Annotated in this window: 12 protein-coding genes and 2 pseudogenes; 8 read left to right on the top strand and 6 right to left on the bottom strand. The window is 70.6% G+C overall.

The genetic code is table 11. From position 1 onward, the window contains the following. Positions 1-110: 110 nt before the first annotated feature. Positions 111-470: a hypothetical protein gene (locus ACFW2E_RS26575; protein ID WP_384469582.1), complete on the bottom strand. Its 360-nt coding sequence runs from the start codon at positions 468-470 to the stop codon at positions 111-113. Between the two features lie 52 nt (positions 471-522). After that, the gene (locus ACFW2E_RS26570; RefSeq protein ID WP_384469581.1) at positions 523-978 is read right to left on the bottom strand and encodes a hypothetical protein; all 456 of its coding nucleotides are present in this window, start codon (positions 976-978) and stop codon (positions 523-525) included. A 392-nt stretch (positions 979-1,370) separates the two neighbouring features. Between ACFW2E_RS26570 and sbnA the strand changes: the two genes are divergently transcribed. The 5 genes and pseudogenes from sbnA to ACFW2E_RS26545 all read left to right on the top strand — a co-directional run. After that, positions 1,371-2,387 (top strand): 2,3-diaminopropionate biosynthesis protein SbnA, encoded by a 1,017-nt coding sequence (sbnA, locus tag ACFW2E_RS26565; protein ID WP_384469580.1) that lies wholly within the window; start codon positions 1,371-1,373, stop codon positions 2,385-2,387. A 5-nt stretch (positions 2,388-2,392) separates the two neighbouring features. Next, positions 2,393-3,421 (top strand): 2,3-diaminopropionate biosynthesis protein SbnB, encoded by a 1,029-nt coding sequence (gene sbnB / locus ACFW2E_RS26560; protein ID WP_384469579.1) that lies wholly within the window; start codon positions 2,393-2,395, stop codon positions 3,419-3,421. A 3-nt stretch (positions 3,422-3,424) separates the two neighbouring features. After that, positions 3,425-3,634, top strand: a complete 210-nt coding sequence (locus tag ACFW2E_RS26555) for an MbtH family protein (protein ID WP_384469578.1) — start codon at positions 3,425-3,427, stop codon at positions 3,632-3,634. Further along, on the top strand, positions 3,631-4,368 hold the full coding sequence (locus tag ACFW2E_RS26550) for a thioesterase II family protein (protein WP_384469577.1): 738 nt from the start codon (positions 3,631-3,633) through the stop codon (positions 4,366-4,368). The genes ACFW2E_RS26555 and ACFW2E_RS26550 overlap by 4 nt, the downstream gene beginning before the upstream one ends. A 14-nt stretch (positions 4,369-4,382) precedes the next feature. After that, positions 4,383-6,068: pseudogene (locus tag ACFW2E_RS26545) on the top strand (non-ribosomal peptide synthetase); the annotation flags it as partial. Positions 6,069-6,188: 120 nt separating this feature from the next. Here ACFW2E_RS26545 and ACFW2E_RS26540 read toward each other — a convergent pair. Further along, positions 6,189-7,709, bottom strand: a complete 1,521-nt coding sequence (locus ACFW2E_RS26540; protein ID WP_384469576.1) for an MFS transporter — start codon at positions 7,707-7,709, stop codon at positions 6,189-6,191. A gap of 62 nt (positions 7,710-7,771) precedes the next feature. On the opposite strand from ACFW2E_RS26540, the gene ACFW2E_RS26535 reads away from it, so the two are divergent. Beyond that, a complete protein-coding gene (locus tag ACFW2E_RS26535; RefSeq protein ID WP_384469575.1) occupies positions 7,772-8,737 on the top strand; it encodes a helix-turn-helix transcriptional regulator in 966 nt (321 codons plus the stop codon). Between the two features lie 15 nt (positions 8,738-8,752). On the opposite strand, the gene ACFW2E_RS26530 is transcribed toward ACFW2E_RS26535, so the two are convergent. Next, positions 8,753-9,424: a TetR/AcrR family transcriptional regulator gene (locus tag ACFW2E_RS26530; protein ID WP_384469583.1), complete on the bottom strand. Its 672-nt coding sequence runs from the start codon at positions 9,422-9,424 to the stop codon at positions 8,753-8,755. A gap of 553 nt (positions 9,425-9,977) precedes the next feature. Then, positions 9,978-10,976, bottom strand: coding sequence for an RNA polymerase sigma factor RpoD/SigA (locus tag ACFW2E_RS26525; protein WP_384469574.1), 999 nt, complete (start codon positions 10,974-10,976; stop codon positions 9,978-9,980). 225 nt (positions 10,977-11,201) lie between these two features. Between ACFW2E_RS26525 and ACFW2E_RS26520 the strand changes: the two genes are divergently transcribed. Then, a complete protein-coding gene (locus tag ACFW2E_RS26520; RefSeq protein ID WP_384469573.1) occupies positions 11,202-11,720 on the top strand; it encodes a GNAT family N-acetyltransferase in 519 nt (172 codons plus the stop codon). 36 nt (positions 11,721-11,756) lie between these two features. Here the strand turns inward: ACFW2E_RS26520 and ACFW2E_RS26515 are convergent, their stop codons facing one another. After that, positions 11,757-12,548, bottom strand: coding sequence for a dioxygenase (locus ACFW2E_RS26515; protein ID WP_384469572.1), 792 nt, complete (start codon positions 12,546-12,548; stop codon positions 11,757-11,759). Positions 12,549-12,691: 143 nt separating this feature from the next. On the opposite strand from ACFW2E_RS26515, the pseudogene ACFW2E_RS26510 reads away from it, so the two are divergent. Then, positions 12,692-13,189, top strand: a pseudogene (locus ACFW2E_RS26510) (MarR family winged helix-turn-helix transcriptional regulator); the annotation flags it as partial. Between the last annotated feature and the right edge of the window lie 93 nt (positions 13,190-13,282).

Below are 13,282 nucleotides of genomic sequence, written 5' to 3'. Positions count from 1 at the left end.
CCGTCGGCTCCTGCGCACCCGCATCCTCGGCGGCGTCATCAACGAGTACCGCTACGCGGCTTGACCTGCGACGACGACTTTCCGAGCCTCACAGGTGTCGCCGGGCTGGTTCAGGGGGAGGGGACGTCGATTTCGCGGATGCCTCCTCCGGGGCCGGTGGCAAGGTACTCCAGGAGCAGGGTGAGAGCGTTTGCGGCCAGTTCCTGTGCATGGTCGTTGCTGAACTCGCCGGTGCCGGGTTCGTTTTCGTCGGTGACGTCGGCCGGTTCGAAGGTGGTCTCCCACGCGCGGTGGGCCGGCCATTGGTCGGCTCGGGTGGTGAACCGGACGCGGATGGGCCAGTTGTTTCCGTCTGCGGTGACGTTGATGACGTGGATGGTGCCGGACTGTGGGCTGTGGATGGAGCGCCCGCGCAGCGCGTCGGCGGTCAACTGTGCGGCGCGGGCGGATGAGAAGGACGCGGCGGTCATACCGGGAGGTTAGTGCGGGGACGGGCGGTGTGTGCTCCGTCCCCGCGTCCGGTCAGCAGCGTCGGGCGCCGGCCGGGAGCTTCTCGTGGTAGGCGGTGATGATGCCTTTGATGCCCGTCGAGCCGTAGCCGAGATACGACACGACGACGCGGTACTGGCCCGATTGGCAGGGCGGCAGGTCCCTGAGCAGGAAGACTCGCGTGTTCGGGTCCTGCTCGTAGGTGGTGGTGGGGTTGGCGAGGGTGTAGGTGATGTCCTCGTCGACCGTGGGGGTCCAGTGCTTCGCATGGATCTTGTTGAAGCCGAAGCCGTTGGCGGTGCCGCAGCGCAGCGGGATGTTGGCGAAGGGTACGTGCGGGGCGTACCACTTGACGATGTGCCCTTTGGTCTTTCCGTCGCAGGCGTTCGGCTTGAGTACCGCGGGCTTGACGGAATTCGCTTGCGCAGCGGGCGAAGCCAGGGACAGCGGGACGAGCATGACGGCAGCCGCATCCGTCAGCGCCGCCACGTGCCGCCGGCACCCCGGTAGCCCTTGTTACCGAGCCCCGGACTGTTCTTTATGGGCTACAGTCTGCTCCCCGCGCCCGCGGGGATGGTCCCGACAGGCCGGCCACGATGGAGGCGGTGTAGGACTGCTCCCCGCACCCGCGGGGATGGTCCCAAGGTGACCGCCAACTCCCGTATCCAGCTCACCTGCCTTGGCCACCGCCGAGCCCGAGTCGTTGAGGAGCATGTTGGCCGAAGAGGCTCGGCCGGCACCCCGGCATGGCAACGTCGAAGAGCCGTCCGATCGTCCGTCGTGGAAGGTCGGACAGCGCTGCTTTTCTCTCGGCGGCTTTTCTGCACGGCGCTTGAGTCGCGGTTGAGCCGCCTCGTCCAGCCCCGTGCCACACTCGGCCCATGCTCCACAGGCGTGTTGATCAATTTCTGATCGAACGGACAAAACATATCCGCAGGGGCCTCATGGGAACCCCGCTGGTTCCCTTGGCGGACGAGCAGTGCGACATCGTCGCCAAACTGGAATTCTGCAATCCCGCCGGAAGCACCAAGGACCGTTCGGCACTGTGGATTCTGGAACAGGCCATCGGTCGCGGGGAGATAACCCACGACACCACGGTGGTCGAATCGTCGTCCGGTAATTTCGCGCTGGCTCTGGCTTTCTATTGCCAAATGCTTGGCCTGTCGTTCGTTCGGGGGATCGATACGAACTGCAACGAGGCCACCGAGGCCCAACTCCGCGTGCTGTGCGAGCGGGTGGAGAAGGTCTCCGTCCGTGACACGGCGGGCAGCTACCTGAAGTCCCGGCTGTCCCGAGTACAGGAACTGCTGGTCGAACTCGACTCGGCGTACTGGCCCAACCAGTACGCCAATCCGGATGCTCGTGACGCGCACTACCGCTTCACCGCAGGCGAGCTGATCGCGCAGGCGGGCCCGCTCGACTACCTCTTTGTCGGCGTGGGTACGGGCGGCACGATCGCCGGGCTCTCCCACCGGATCAAGGAGACGTATCCGCGCTGCGTGATCGTCGCCGTCGACACCGAAGGCTCGGTGATCTTCGGAGGGCCTCCGAAGAAACGGCGCATCCCCGGCATCGGCTCCAGCATCGTGCCGCCGCTGTGCGGTGAGGCGCTGATTGACCAGGTCGAGATCGTCTCCGAGGTACGCGCTGTCGATGCCTGCGGCGTCCTGGTCGCCAAGTACGGCCTGTACGCCGGCGGTTCGACCGGCAGCAGCTACGCCGCCGTCCAGGACCATTTCGCCCGCCACCGTCCCCGTGCACACCGTCCCCGGGTCGCCTTCATCGCCGCCGACCGCGGCCATGCCTACGCCCAGACCGTCTACAACCCCGCGTGGGTCCAGCGGCTGCGCGCGGAAACGGCACAGGCCTCCGGCGCCACAGCCCTGGCCGTCAACTGAAGGAGATGCACTCCGTGTCCACCCTGGCTCCACCGCCCATGACCGTCATCGGCGCGGGCGACATCGCCGCCGAGACGGACCGTCACCGTCCGGAACTCCTGGAGGTCGTCCGCGCCGCTTACCTCGCGCACGACGCCGGGCAGAGCTCGAACCCGCACAGCTCGTTCCTGCGCTTCCCGCACCAGCACCGGTCGCGCATCATCTCCCTGCCCGCCTATCTGGGCGGCGAGTTCGAGGTCGCCGGCAACAAGTGGATCGCCAGTTTTCCGGACAACACGAAGCACGGCATCCCCCGCGCCTCGGCCACGCTGATCCTCAACGACTGCGTCACCGGCTACCCGTTCGCCTGCATGGAGTCCTCTATCGTCTCGGCGACGCGGACGGCGGCCTCGGCGGTGCTCGGCGCGCAGACGCTGCTCGGCGCGCGTCGTGCCCGCCGAGTCGGCATCGTGGGCACGGGGCTGATCGCCGAGCACGTATGGCGGTTCCTGCGTGATCTCGACTGGGAGATCGACGCCTTCCGGCTCTTCGACCTCGACCCGGCGGTGGCGAGCCGCTTCCGTGCCGTCATGGCCGAGCACACCACGGCCGATATCGTGGTCGCCGACAAGGCGGAGGACGCGTTCACCGACTGCGACCTGGTATTGCTGGCCACCGTGGCCGGTGAGCCACACTTGCACGACCCCTGGCTGCTGGCTCACAACCCGGTGGTCCTGCACCTGTCCCTGCGCGACCTCGCCCCCGAGATGATCCTTGCCGCCCAGAACGTCACAGACGACGTCGACCACGCCGTACGCGAGCGCACTTCGCTGCACCTGACCGAACAGCGCACCGGCAACCGGGACTTCGTCGACGGCACCCTCGCCGACCTGCTGCGCGGGCGGCTGCGGCGGGACCAGGGACGCCCGGCGATCTTCTCGCCGTTCGGACTCGGCGTACTCGACCTCGCCGTCGGCAAGTGGGTGCACGACCGGGTCGTCGCCGCGGGCCGCGGCCACCGCGAGAACGGCTTCTTCACAGGGGTGGGGGTCTGACACATGAGTGCCTCACCCGCACCGGGCCCCGCCGGGGACCGGTACGTCGTCGTGGTGAACCACGAGGACCAGTACTCGGTCTGGTTCGCCGACCGTGCCCTGCCCGCCGGCTGGACCGCCACGAGTGCGCAGGGCACCCGCCAGGAGTGCCTGGACCACATCGAGCAGGTGTGGACCGATCTGACCCCACGCTCCGTACGAGCATCCCGGTGACGGCCCCGGGCCTTGCGGCGTCCTGGCTACGTGGGCTCGGCGGCCGTGAACTCACCGCACGACGACGCCTGTTCGTCTTCCCACACGCCGGAGCCGGTGCCTCCGCTTACCGGCTGGCGGCGTACCTGCCGGACACCGTCGAAGTCTGTACGGTCCAGTTGCCCGGCCGGGAGAACCGGTTCACCGAACCGGCCCTGACATCCATGGACGAGGCCGTGGCGGCGCTCGCTCCGCTCGTCGCGGAACACACGGACCTGCCGTACGCCTTCTTCGGGCACAGCATGGGCTCCCTGATCGCCTTCGAGACGGCTCGGCGGCTGTGCCGACTTGGCACGCGCCTGCCTGACCGCCTGTTCCTGTCGGGCATGCGCGCCCCCGGCCTGCCGGACCGCGACCTGCGGCACTCGTTGCCGGACGACGAGCTGCTCGCCACAGCCGAGTTCGACGACCTGGACGCAGAGTTGCAGGAGCTGCTGCTGCCGATGCTGCGCGCGGACCTGACGCTGTGCGAGACATACACGCACCGGGCCGGGAGACCCCTGCCCTGCCCCCTGACCGTTCTGGCCGGCTCGGACGACGACAGCGTCGACGAGGCGGGGCTCGAGGGCTGGCGAGAGCACACCTCGGCCGAATTCGAAGTGCACCTGTTCCCGGGTGCCCCCCACCTGTATGTGCGCGGCGCGGAACGACAGCTGGCAGAGACGATCACGCGCGCCTTCCCCACACGGGGCTGAGAAAGGATCCGTTCATGGCGCCGACCACCCTGGTCTCACTGTGGGAGCGGCAGGCAGCCGCGACCCCCGACGCGGTCGCCGTCGTCGCGGGAACACACCGCGCGACCTACGCCGACGTGGACCGCCGGGCCACGGCACTCGCCGCCGAGCTACGGGCACGTGGCATCGGACCGGAGCACCTGGTAGGCGTCTGCCTCGGCCGCTCGGTGGAGATGGTCATGGCCCTGCTCGGCATCCTGAAGTCGGGCGCCGCGTACCTGCCCCTCGACCCGGGCTACCCGGCCGACCGGCTGCGGCACATGACCACCGACGCGGGGGCCCGGTTGTGGCTGTGCGACGCGGACGGCCGCGCGCAGGCCCTGGCGTCCGGCGTGGCCGACACTCTGTTGGTCGAGGAGTTCCCCGCGGAACCCGGCGCACCGGTGCCCCAGGTGGCACATCCGCACCACCTGGCCTACGTCATCTACACCTCGGGATCGACCGGCCTGCCCAAGGGCGTGGCCGTCGACCACGCGGCGATCACCTCGTTCCTGCAGAGTGTGGCGCAGCGCCCCGGCCTCGGGGCGGACGACCGCGTCCTCGCACTGACCCCCCTGTCGTTCGACATCTCGATACTGGAGCTGTTCCTGCCGCTGACCCGGGGTGCGACCGTGGTGATGGCCCCACGCGCCGCCAACACCGACCCCGAGCTGCTGGCCGCCACCATCGCCGAGGAGGGTGTGAGCGTCGTCCAGGCGACCCCGACCACCTGGCGGATGCTGCTGGCGTCCGGCTGGACGGACGGGCACGGCCGGGTACTGCTGTCGGGCGGGGAACCGCTCGATCCGCCGCTGGCCCGTGACCTGCTCGCCACCGGCGGCACCCTGTGGAACCTGTACGGGCCGACCGAGGCGACGGTGTGGGCCACCGCAGCCCGCGTCGACGCCGTGGCCGACCGGGTCACGGTCGGCACGGCCCTTGCCAACACCCGGCTGTACGTCGTCGACGAGGGTGGGCGGGAGGCCGGTCCGGGAGTCACCGGCGAGCTGTGGATCGGTGGCGCGGGCGTGGCGCGCGGCTACCTCAACCGGCCCGCGCTGACCGCCGACCGGTTCGTGCCCGACCCGTTCGGGGAGGGCACCGGTCGCCTGTACCGGACCGGTGACCTCGCCCGGTGGTCCGACGACGGCACCCTCGAGCTGCTGGGCCGCGACGACCACCAGGTCAAGGTGCGCGGCTTTCGCATCGAGCTCGGCGAGATCGAGGCCTGTGTGCGCAGTCATCCCCTTGTCACGGACGCGGTGGTGGCCGTCGATCGCGATGCAGCGGGCGGCGATCAGTTGGTGGCGTACCTCGTGCCCGCGCACGACGCGCGGAACCTGTCCGATGACCTGCCCCGCCGGGTCCGTGACCATCTCGCCCGGCGGCTGCCCGCCCACATGGTGGCCCAGGGTTACGCGGTGCTCAACGCCCTCCCTCGGACCCCCGCGGGCAAGGCCGACCGCGGCGCCGTGCGGCGGATCCCGTACAGCCCGGTGAGGGCAGGCGGCCCGCCACCCGGCGATGCCCCGCTGCCGCCGCACACCACGGCGGTGCGCCGGGTGTGGGCCGAGGTGCTCGGGCTCGACGACGTGTCCCCGTACGACGACTTCTTCGGACTGGGCGGCCAGTCGCTCACCGCGGTACGAGCCGTGGCCCGGCTGCGTGCGGAGCTTGGCCTGCCGGTCGACGCCCAGTCGGTCTTCGCCCATCCGACCCCCGCCGCGCTCGCCGCCGCCCTGGATGACGGGGGGGCCCCCCCCGGCGCGGGGGGGGGGGCCCCCCCAACCCGGGGCAGGGGCTCAGTGCACGAGCTCGCGCTCCTCCTCCACCAGGAGCCGCTCGGCGTCGTCCCCGCCGCCCTCCAGATGCTGCGCCGGCCGCTTCGGCAGCGCGAACATCAGCAGGAAGATCACGCCCAGCACCGCGGCCACCCAGCCCAGCGCGTGCTGGAAGGCGTGCACGAAGGCCGGCCCCACCTGGGCCCGGGTCAGCCGGTCGCCGATCTCGCCGAAGAACACCACCGACACCAGCCCGAGCCCGAGCGCGTTGCCCATCTGCTGCACGGTGTTGATCAGGCCGGAGGCCGAACCGGCGTGCTCGCGCGGCACCTCGGAGAGCACCGCGTCCGTCAGCGGGGCCACGATCAGGCCCATGCCCGCGCCCATCACGACCAGCGGGAGCGCCATCTGCCAGGAGGCGATGCCGAGGCCGTAGCGCGCCGACTCCCCCATGTAGATCAGGACACCGGCCGCCATCACCAGCGCGCCCGCCTGGAGCACCTTGCGGCCGAACCGCGGGACCAGCTTCTGGACGGACATCCCGGCGGCCACGGAGACGGCGATCGAGAAGGGCACCCCGGTCAGACCGGCCCGCAGCGGGCTCCAGCCGAGGCCGATCTGCATGTACAGCGTCCACACCAGGAAGAAGATGCCGAGCGAGACACCGAACACGGTCTGCACCGCGATGCCCGCCGCGAAGCTCTTCACCCGGAACAGGGACAGCTCGATCAACGGGGAGCCGTCCCGCGCGCTCTTGCGCTTCTCGTACGCCACCAGCGCCGCGAAGACGACGAGCGAGCCGGCCATAGAGACATGGCCCCACAGCGGCCAGTCCAGCTCGCGGCCGCGGGTGAGCGGGTAGACGAGCATCAGCATGCCCAGTGTGACCAGCGCGACGCCGACGAGGTCCAGCTTCAGCGCCTTCGGGGCCTTCGACTCCGTGATGAAGCGGCGGCCGAGGAGGAAGGCGGCGATGCCGACCGGCAGGTTGATGAGGAAGATGGGCCGCCACTCGAGGCCGAACAGGTTCCACTCCGTCAGCAGCGCGCCGAGCAGCGGCCCGGAGACCGCGCCCAGACCGACGATCGCGCCGAAGAGTCCGAAGACCTTGCCGCGTTCGTGGGCCGGGAAGGTGGCGTGCACGATCGAGAGGACCTGCGGCACCATCATCGCCGCCATCGCTCCCTGCAGGATGCGGGAGGCGACCAGCATCTCCGGGTTCGCGGCGAAGCCGCACAGGGCCGACGCGATCGTGAAGCCGCCGATGCCGATGAGGAACAGCCGCCTGCGGCCGTGGATGTCGCCGAGGCGTCCGCCGGTGATCAGACCGGCGGCGAAGGCGAGCGCGTAACCGGCGGTTATCCACTGGATCTGGCTGACGGAGGCGCCGGCGTCCTTCTGGATCGACGGGATCGCGATGTTGACGATCGTGACGTCGACGAGGTCCATGAACGCCGCGGTCATCACGATGGCGAGGGCGAGCCAGCGCCGGCGGTCACCAGCGGCGGGTTGTACGGAGGGAGCGAGCTCGGTGGAGGTCATGCATTCAAGGTAGGAGCCAAATAGGCCAGATCGTGTCCTAGTCCTGCGGCATCCTCGGGGACATGACGACGGACACTCCGGCCCGGCTGCTGCAGCTCCTCTCCCTCCTCCAGACGCCCCGCGAATGGCCCGGCGGCGAGCTCGCCGAGCGGCTCGGGGTCTCCCGCCGCACGGTGCGGCGGGACATCGACCGGCTGCGGGAGCTCGGCTATCCCGTGCAGGCGACCATGGGGGCCGACGGCGGGTACCGGCTGGTCGCGGGCAAGGCCATGCCACCGCTCGTGCTCGACGACGAGGAGGCGGTGGCGATCGCGGTCGGGCTGCGGGCGGGGGCCGGGCACGCGGTGGAGGGGGTGGACGAGGCGTCCGTACGGGCGCTGGCGAAGCTGGAGCAGGTACTGCCCTCGCGGCTGCGGCACCGGGTGTCCACCCTGCAGGCCGCGACGACTCCGCTGACCAGTGGGGACGGGGCGCGCATCGCGCCCGAGACGCTGACCGTGATGGCGTCCACCGTGGCCGGGCACGAGCGGTTGCGCTTCGCCTACCGGGCCGGGGACGGGACCGAGTCACGGCGGCTGACGGAGCCGTACCGGCTGGTGTCGACCGGGCGCCGCTGGTACCTCGTCGCGTATGACCTCGACCGGGACGACTGGCGCACGTTCCGCGTCGACCGGGTCAGCGATCCGTTCGCCACCGGGGCGCGGTTCGCCCCGCGGGAGCTGCCGACGGGGAGTGCGGCGGAGTATCTGCGGCGCTCGATCCAACGGCGGCAGGAGACGTACGAGTTCACGGTGGCCTTCGCCGCCCCGGCGGACGCAGTCGCCGCCAGGCTCCCCGGATGGCTCGGCACGCCCCAGCCGGACGGCGAACGGGGCTGTGTCGTACGGGGCGCCACCGGGGATCCGGTGGAGTGGCTGGCGGTCCGGCTGGCGATGGCCGGGTTCGACTTCGCCGTCCGGGAACCGACAGAACTCATCGAATGCGTAAGGGAGTTGGGCGGACGGTTGAGCCGGGCGGGCGGCGCCTGACCGGTCGTACCACTGTCACCTGTCCGCCTCCCGCCCAGGGAAGGCCCCGAACGGCCGCCGGGGCGTCACCTGTCCGCCGCCCGCACCTCCCGCCCAGGGAAAGTCCCGCAGCACCCCGAGATTGCGCAGCGCCAGCGCCGCCGGCCCCCGCGGGCCGGACGGCGGGGCGGACGTCTCGGCCCAGGACTCGACCGCCACGCGTACGACGGCACCGACGACCGCCGCGGCGAAACGGAGATCGGCGGTGGGTCCGGCCTGGTCGGCAACGTTGCCGGCCGTCCCGGTGGGAGCCGTGCGTGCCGCCAGGACCTCCGCCAGCGTCCGCTCCGACGCGAGGCACACCTCCGCCCACACCTTGCCCAGCGCGGGGCTCGTGCGGGCCAGGCGGACGAGGGTGCGGACCCACTCCCAGGAGGCGGCGGAGACGCCCGCGCCGGGAGTCAGCGTGTGGCGCACCGCGTGTTCCAGCGCCTCGGGCACCGAGAGTCCGGCGGGGGCCGTGCGGACCGCTTCCGCCCAGTGCTCGGCGCCCGCCGCGTAGAGCGGGGCCACTGACTCCTCCTTGGTGGCGAAGTAGCGGTAGAAGGTGCGCGGCGCGACCCCGGCGGCCTGGGCGATGTCCTCGGCGCGGGTGGCACGCAGGCCCCGGCCGGCGAACAGCGCGGCGGCCGCCCGGGCGATCTCCATCCGGGTCTCCGCCTTGCGGCGCTCCGTCAAGGACACCGGCGCAGCGGTGGGAAAGGCCTGATCAGGCCTGTTTCCGGAGGGGCTGGGGGTGTTCACCGCGGCAGGCTATGCCCATGTGGCAGAATCTGCCATTCGGCGGGCCACCCCGGGGTTCAGGTACGGGGTGACCCGCCGCTCGACCTGCCCGGATACGGGGACTCCGGGCCTGCGGGCACGAAGAAGAGCCGGGCTCCGGCACCCGGGGGGTGTGGCGCCGAAGCCCGGCTCTGTGAAGGTCCCGGCGCCGGGGGGGAATGCGACGGGACGTGGCTCAGGGTGGTCACGGTGGTGTAGGGGTCCGGCCCAGGACCCCGAACTCCTGGGCCCTGAAGGGTTGTTCCCGGAGCCCCGCGGGTTAAGCGGCGGTACAGAGCCATGTTTGCGCTGTCTTGCGCCACCCCGCGTACGCGGGCGACGGTGGCCGTCCGCCACTTGGCGCTCACGGAGCAACACGCGCCTCCACGCGTCCCGCTCCGGCGAGCAGCTTTACGAGACCGCGCCCGGCTCGTGTCGCTTACGCCGCCGCGTCGAACCCGGTGTCGCGTGCCAGCTTCTTCAGTTCCAGCAGCGCGTGCTTCTCGATCTGGCGGATGCGTTCGCGCGTCAGGCCGTGTTCCTTGCCGACCTCGGTCAGCGTGCGCTCGCGGCCGTCCTCGATGCCGTACCGCATCTTGATGATGGAGGCCGTGCGCTGGTCGAGGCGGCCGATCAGGTCGTCGAGTTCCTCGCTGCGCAGCAGCGTGAGGACGGACTGCTCCGGGGAGACGGCCGAGGTGTCCTCCAGCAGGTCGCCGAACTGCGTCTCGCCCTCGTCGTCCACCGACATGTTCAGCGAGACCGGGTCGCGGGCCCAGTCGAGCACGTCGCTGACGCGCTCCGGAGTGGAACCGAGCTCCGCGGCGATCTCCGCCGGCTCCGGTTCGCGCCCGTTCTCACGGTTGAACTCGCGCTGCACGCGCCGGATCCGGCCGAGTTCCTCGACCAGGTGCACGGGCAGGCGGATCGTGCGGGACTGGTCCGCGATGGAGCGGGTGATCGCCTGGCGGATCCACCAGGTGGCGTACGTCGAGAACTTGAAGCCCTTGCGGTAGTCGAACTTCTCCACCGCGCGCACCAGACCGGCGTTGCCCTCCTGGATCAGGTCGAGCAGGGGCAGACCGCTGCGCGGGTAGCGCCGCGCCACCGCCACGACCAGGCGGAGGTTGGAGCGGATGAAGACGTCCTTGGCGCGATCTCCCGCGGTGACCAGAGCCTCGAGCTCCTCGCGGCTGGCGTCCGTGGCGGACTCCTCGTACCCGTCGAGGACCTGTCGCGCGAAAACACCCGCTTCTATGGTCTGGGACAGCTCGACTTCCTTGGCGGCGTCGAGCAGCGGTGTACGCGCGATCTCGTCGAGATACATGCCGACCAGGTCGCGATCGGCGATCTCGCCGCCACGGGCGCGAACACTGCTTGCCGCGTCGGCCGTCTCGCCGGTGGCGGACTGACGACGGGCGACGGCACGGGTTGCCATGCGTGCTCCCTTGCGAATGGGGGTCCCCCTCGTTCGAGCGAAGCCGAGAACTTGGGGGAGGGTCAGCGGGTGGTCCTGGACACTCGGCACTCCGAGAACTCCTGGGACTCTGCTCGAGTGCCCTGCATCCGATGGAAACAACGACTGGAATCAGGACAGAATTCCCAACCCGCCCCCCAATTTTTCTGATCATGCAGTACCCTGCGGCACCACACAGGAGGCGAGATGCCGTCGGAACCTACAGATGTGCAGGTCAGGCCGGGAATCGAGGGCGACCTCGAAGCCCTCACGGACATCTACAACCACTACGTGCGCGAGACGTCGATCACCTTCGACACCGCGGTCCTCGCGCCGGAAGAGAGACGCCCTTGGCTGCTCTCCCACCCGGAAGACGGCCCGTACCGCCTGATGGTTGCCGTGGACGCGGACTCACAGGAGATTCTGGGCTACGCCACATCCAGCCCCTACCGGGCGAAGCCCGCGTACTCCACCTCCGTGGAGGTGACGGTCTACGTCACCCCGCACGCCGGGCGGCGCGGCATCGGCACGGTCCTCTACAAGGCCCTCTTCGAGGCCCTGGCCGACGAGGACCTGCACCGCGCCTACGCCGGCATCGCCCAGCCCAACGAGGCGTCCACGCGGCTGCACGAACACTTCGGCTTCCGGTACGTCGGCACGTACCGGGAGGTGGGCCGCAAGTTCGGCCGCTACTGGGACGTGGCCTGGTACGAGAAGGACCTGTAGGCGGCCGGCCGCGCCGAGCCGCTTCGACGGCACCTGTCAGCCGAACTGCACCGACCGCTTCGCCATTCCCATCCAGAACCCGTCGATCACCGACTTCTGCGCGTCCGGCTCACCGCCGGCCTCCGCCGCGCCCATGGTGACGAACAGCGGGGCGAAGTGCTCGGTGCGCGGATGGGCGTACCGGCCGGCCGGGGCCTTGTCGAGGAAGTCCAGCAGGGCGTCCCAGTCGCGGGCCTCCAGCGCGCGCCGGCCCCAGTCGTCGAACTCGGAGGACCAGGTGGGCACGCCGCCCCCGGTGTGCCGCAGCGCGGCCAGGTTGTGGGTGAAGAAGCCCGAGCCGACGATCAGCACACCCTCGTCGCGCAGCGGGGCCAGCCTGCGGCCGATCTCCATCAGCCGCACCGGGTCGAGGGTCGGCATGGAGATCTGCAGGACGGGAACGTCGGCCCCGGGGAACATCTCCACCAGCGGGACGTACGCGCCGTGGTCGAGGCCGCGGTCCGGGATGTCCTGCACGGGCATACCGGGACCGCGCAGCAGCTTGCGCACCGACTCGGCGAGCCCGGGGGCGCCGGGAGCGGCGTACTGCACCTGGTAGTAGCGCTCGGGGAAGCCCCAGAAGTCGTACACGAGGGGAACGGTCCGCGTGGCGCCGATGGCGAGGGGGGCCTCCTCCCAGTGGGCGGAGACCATGAGGATCGCCCTGGGGCGGGGCAGGTCCGCGGACCAGGCGGCGAGCTGTCCGGGCCAGACCGGGTCGTCGGCGAGCGGCGGGGCACCGTGGCTGAGGTAGAGCGCGGGCATGCGCTCCTGGGTGGCGGCGGACATGACGGCTGCTCCCTTCGGCGGATCCCCTCACGGATCCCGCGGACCTGATCCCCCAGACCCGTTGCTTTAACTCTCAAGCTTCACTCGACAGGCTACGCCCCACTTGTTCAAGTTTCAAGGAGATGCCTCGTACAGTGGAGCCCATGAACACGGCATCGGAATCCGTCGCGCGCAGCCGCTGGCTCTCCGACGAGGAGCAGCGCGTCTGGCGCTCCTACCTACACGCCACCACGCTGCTGGAGGACCACCTCGACCGCCAGCTGCAGCGCGACGCGGGCATGCCGCACATCTACTACGGCCTCCTCGTCCAGCTCGCCGAGGCCCCGCGCCGCCGGCTGCGGATGACCGAGCTGGCCATGAACGCGAAGATCACCCGCTCCCGTCTCTCGCACGCGGTCGCCCGGCTGGAGAAGAACGGCTGGGTGCGCCGGGAGGACTGCCCCTCCGACAAGCGGGGCCAGTTCGCGGTGCTCACCGAGGCCGGCACCGAGGTGCTGCGGCGCACCGCACCGGGCCATGTGGCCGCCGTGCGCCAGGCGCTGTTCGAGCGGCTCACCCCGGAACAGCAGAAGACCCTCGGCGAGATCATGGAGATCGTCGCCGGGGGTCTGCAGCCGGACGAAGCGGGGGCGGGGCGGCCCCGGGGGCCCCGGGGCCCCGCCCCCCGTAATTTGTTGTTTGGGCGAACTGGCGCGCAGCGCCAACGAGTCGGGCAAGGCGCTGGACGAGCTGGC

Origin of the sequence: Streptomyces sp. NPDC058964, from assembly GCF_042741275.1 — a bacterium.
In the GTDB taxonomy this organism is placed as follows: Bacteria; Actinomycetota; Actinomycetes; order Streptomycetales; family Streptomycetaceae; genus Streptomyces.
This window is presented reverse-complemented; position numbering and strand designations above follow the sequence as displayed.

Bases quoted from the DNA above. Each gene is read 5' to 3' on its own strand.
- ACFW2E_RS26515 (WP_384469572.1), bottom strand. From the start codon at position 12,548: ATGTCCGCCGCCACCCAGGAGCGCATGCCCGCGCTCTACCTCAGCCAC.
- ACFW2E_RS26535 (WP_384469575.1), top strand. From the start codon at position 7,772: ATGACGACGGACACTCCGGCCCGGCTGCTGCAGCTCCTCTCCCTCCTC.
- ACFW2E_RS26520 (WP_384469573.1), top strand. From the start codon at position 11,202: ATGCCGTCGGAACCTACAGATGTGCAGGTCAGGCCGGGAATCGAGGGC.
- ACFW2E_RS26555 (WP_384469578.1), top strand. From the start codon at position 3,425: ATGAGTGCCTCACCCGCACCGGGCCCCGCCGGGGACCGGTACGTCGTC.
- ACFW2E_RS26540 (WP_384469576.1), bottom strand. From the start codon at position 7,709: ATGACCTCCACCGAGCTCGCTCCCTCCGTACAACCCGCCGCTGGTGAC.
- ACFW2E_RS26575 (WP_384469582.1), bottom strand. From the start codon at position 470: ATGACCGCCGCGTCCTTCTCATCCGCCCGCGCCGCACAGTTGACCGCC.
- ACFW2E_RS26525 (WP_384469574.1), bottom strand. From the start codon at position 10,976: ATGGCAACCCGTGCCGTCGCCCGTCGTCAGTCCGCCACCGGCGAGACG.
- sbnA (WP_384469580.1), top strand. From the start codon at position 1,371: ATGCTCCACAGGCGTGTTGATCAATTTCTGATCGAACGGACAAAACAT.
- ACFW2E_RS26530 (WP_384469583.1), bottom strand. From the start codon at position 9,424: ATGGAGATCGCCCGGGCGGCCGCCGCGCTGTTCGCCGGCCGGGGCCTG.
- sbnB (WP_384469579.1), top strand. From the start codon at position 2,393: ATGCACTCCGTGTCCACCCTGGCTCCACCGCCCATGACCGTCATCGGC.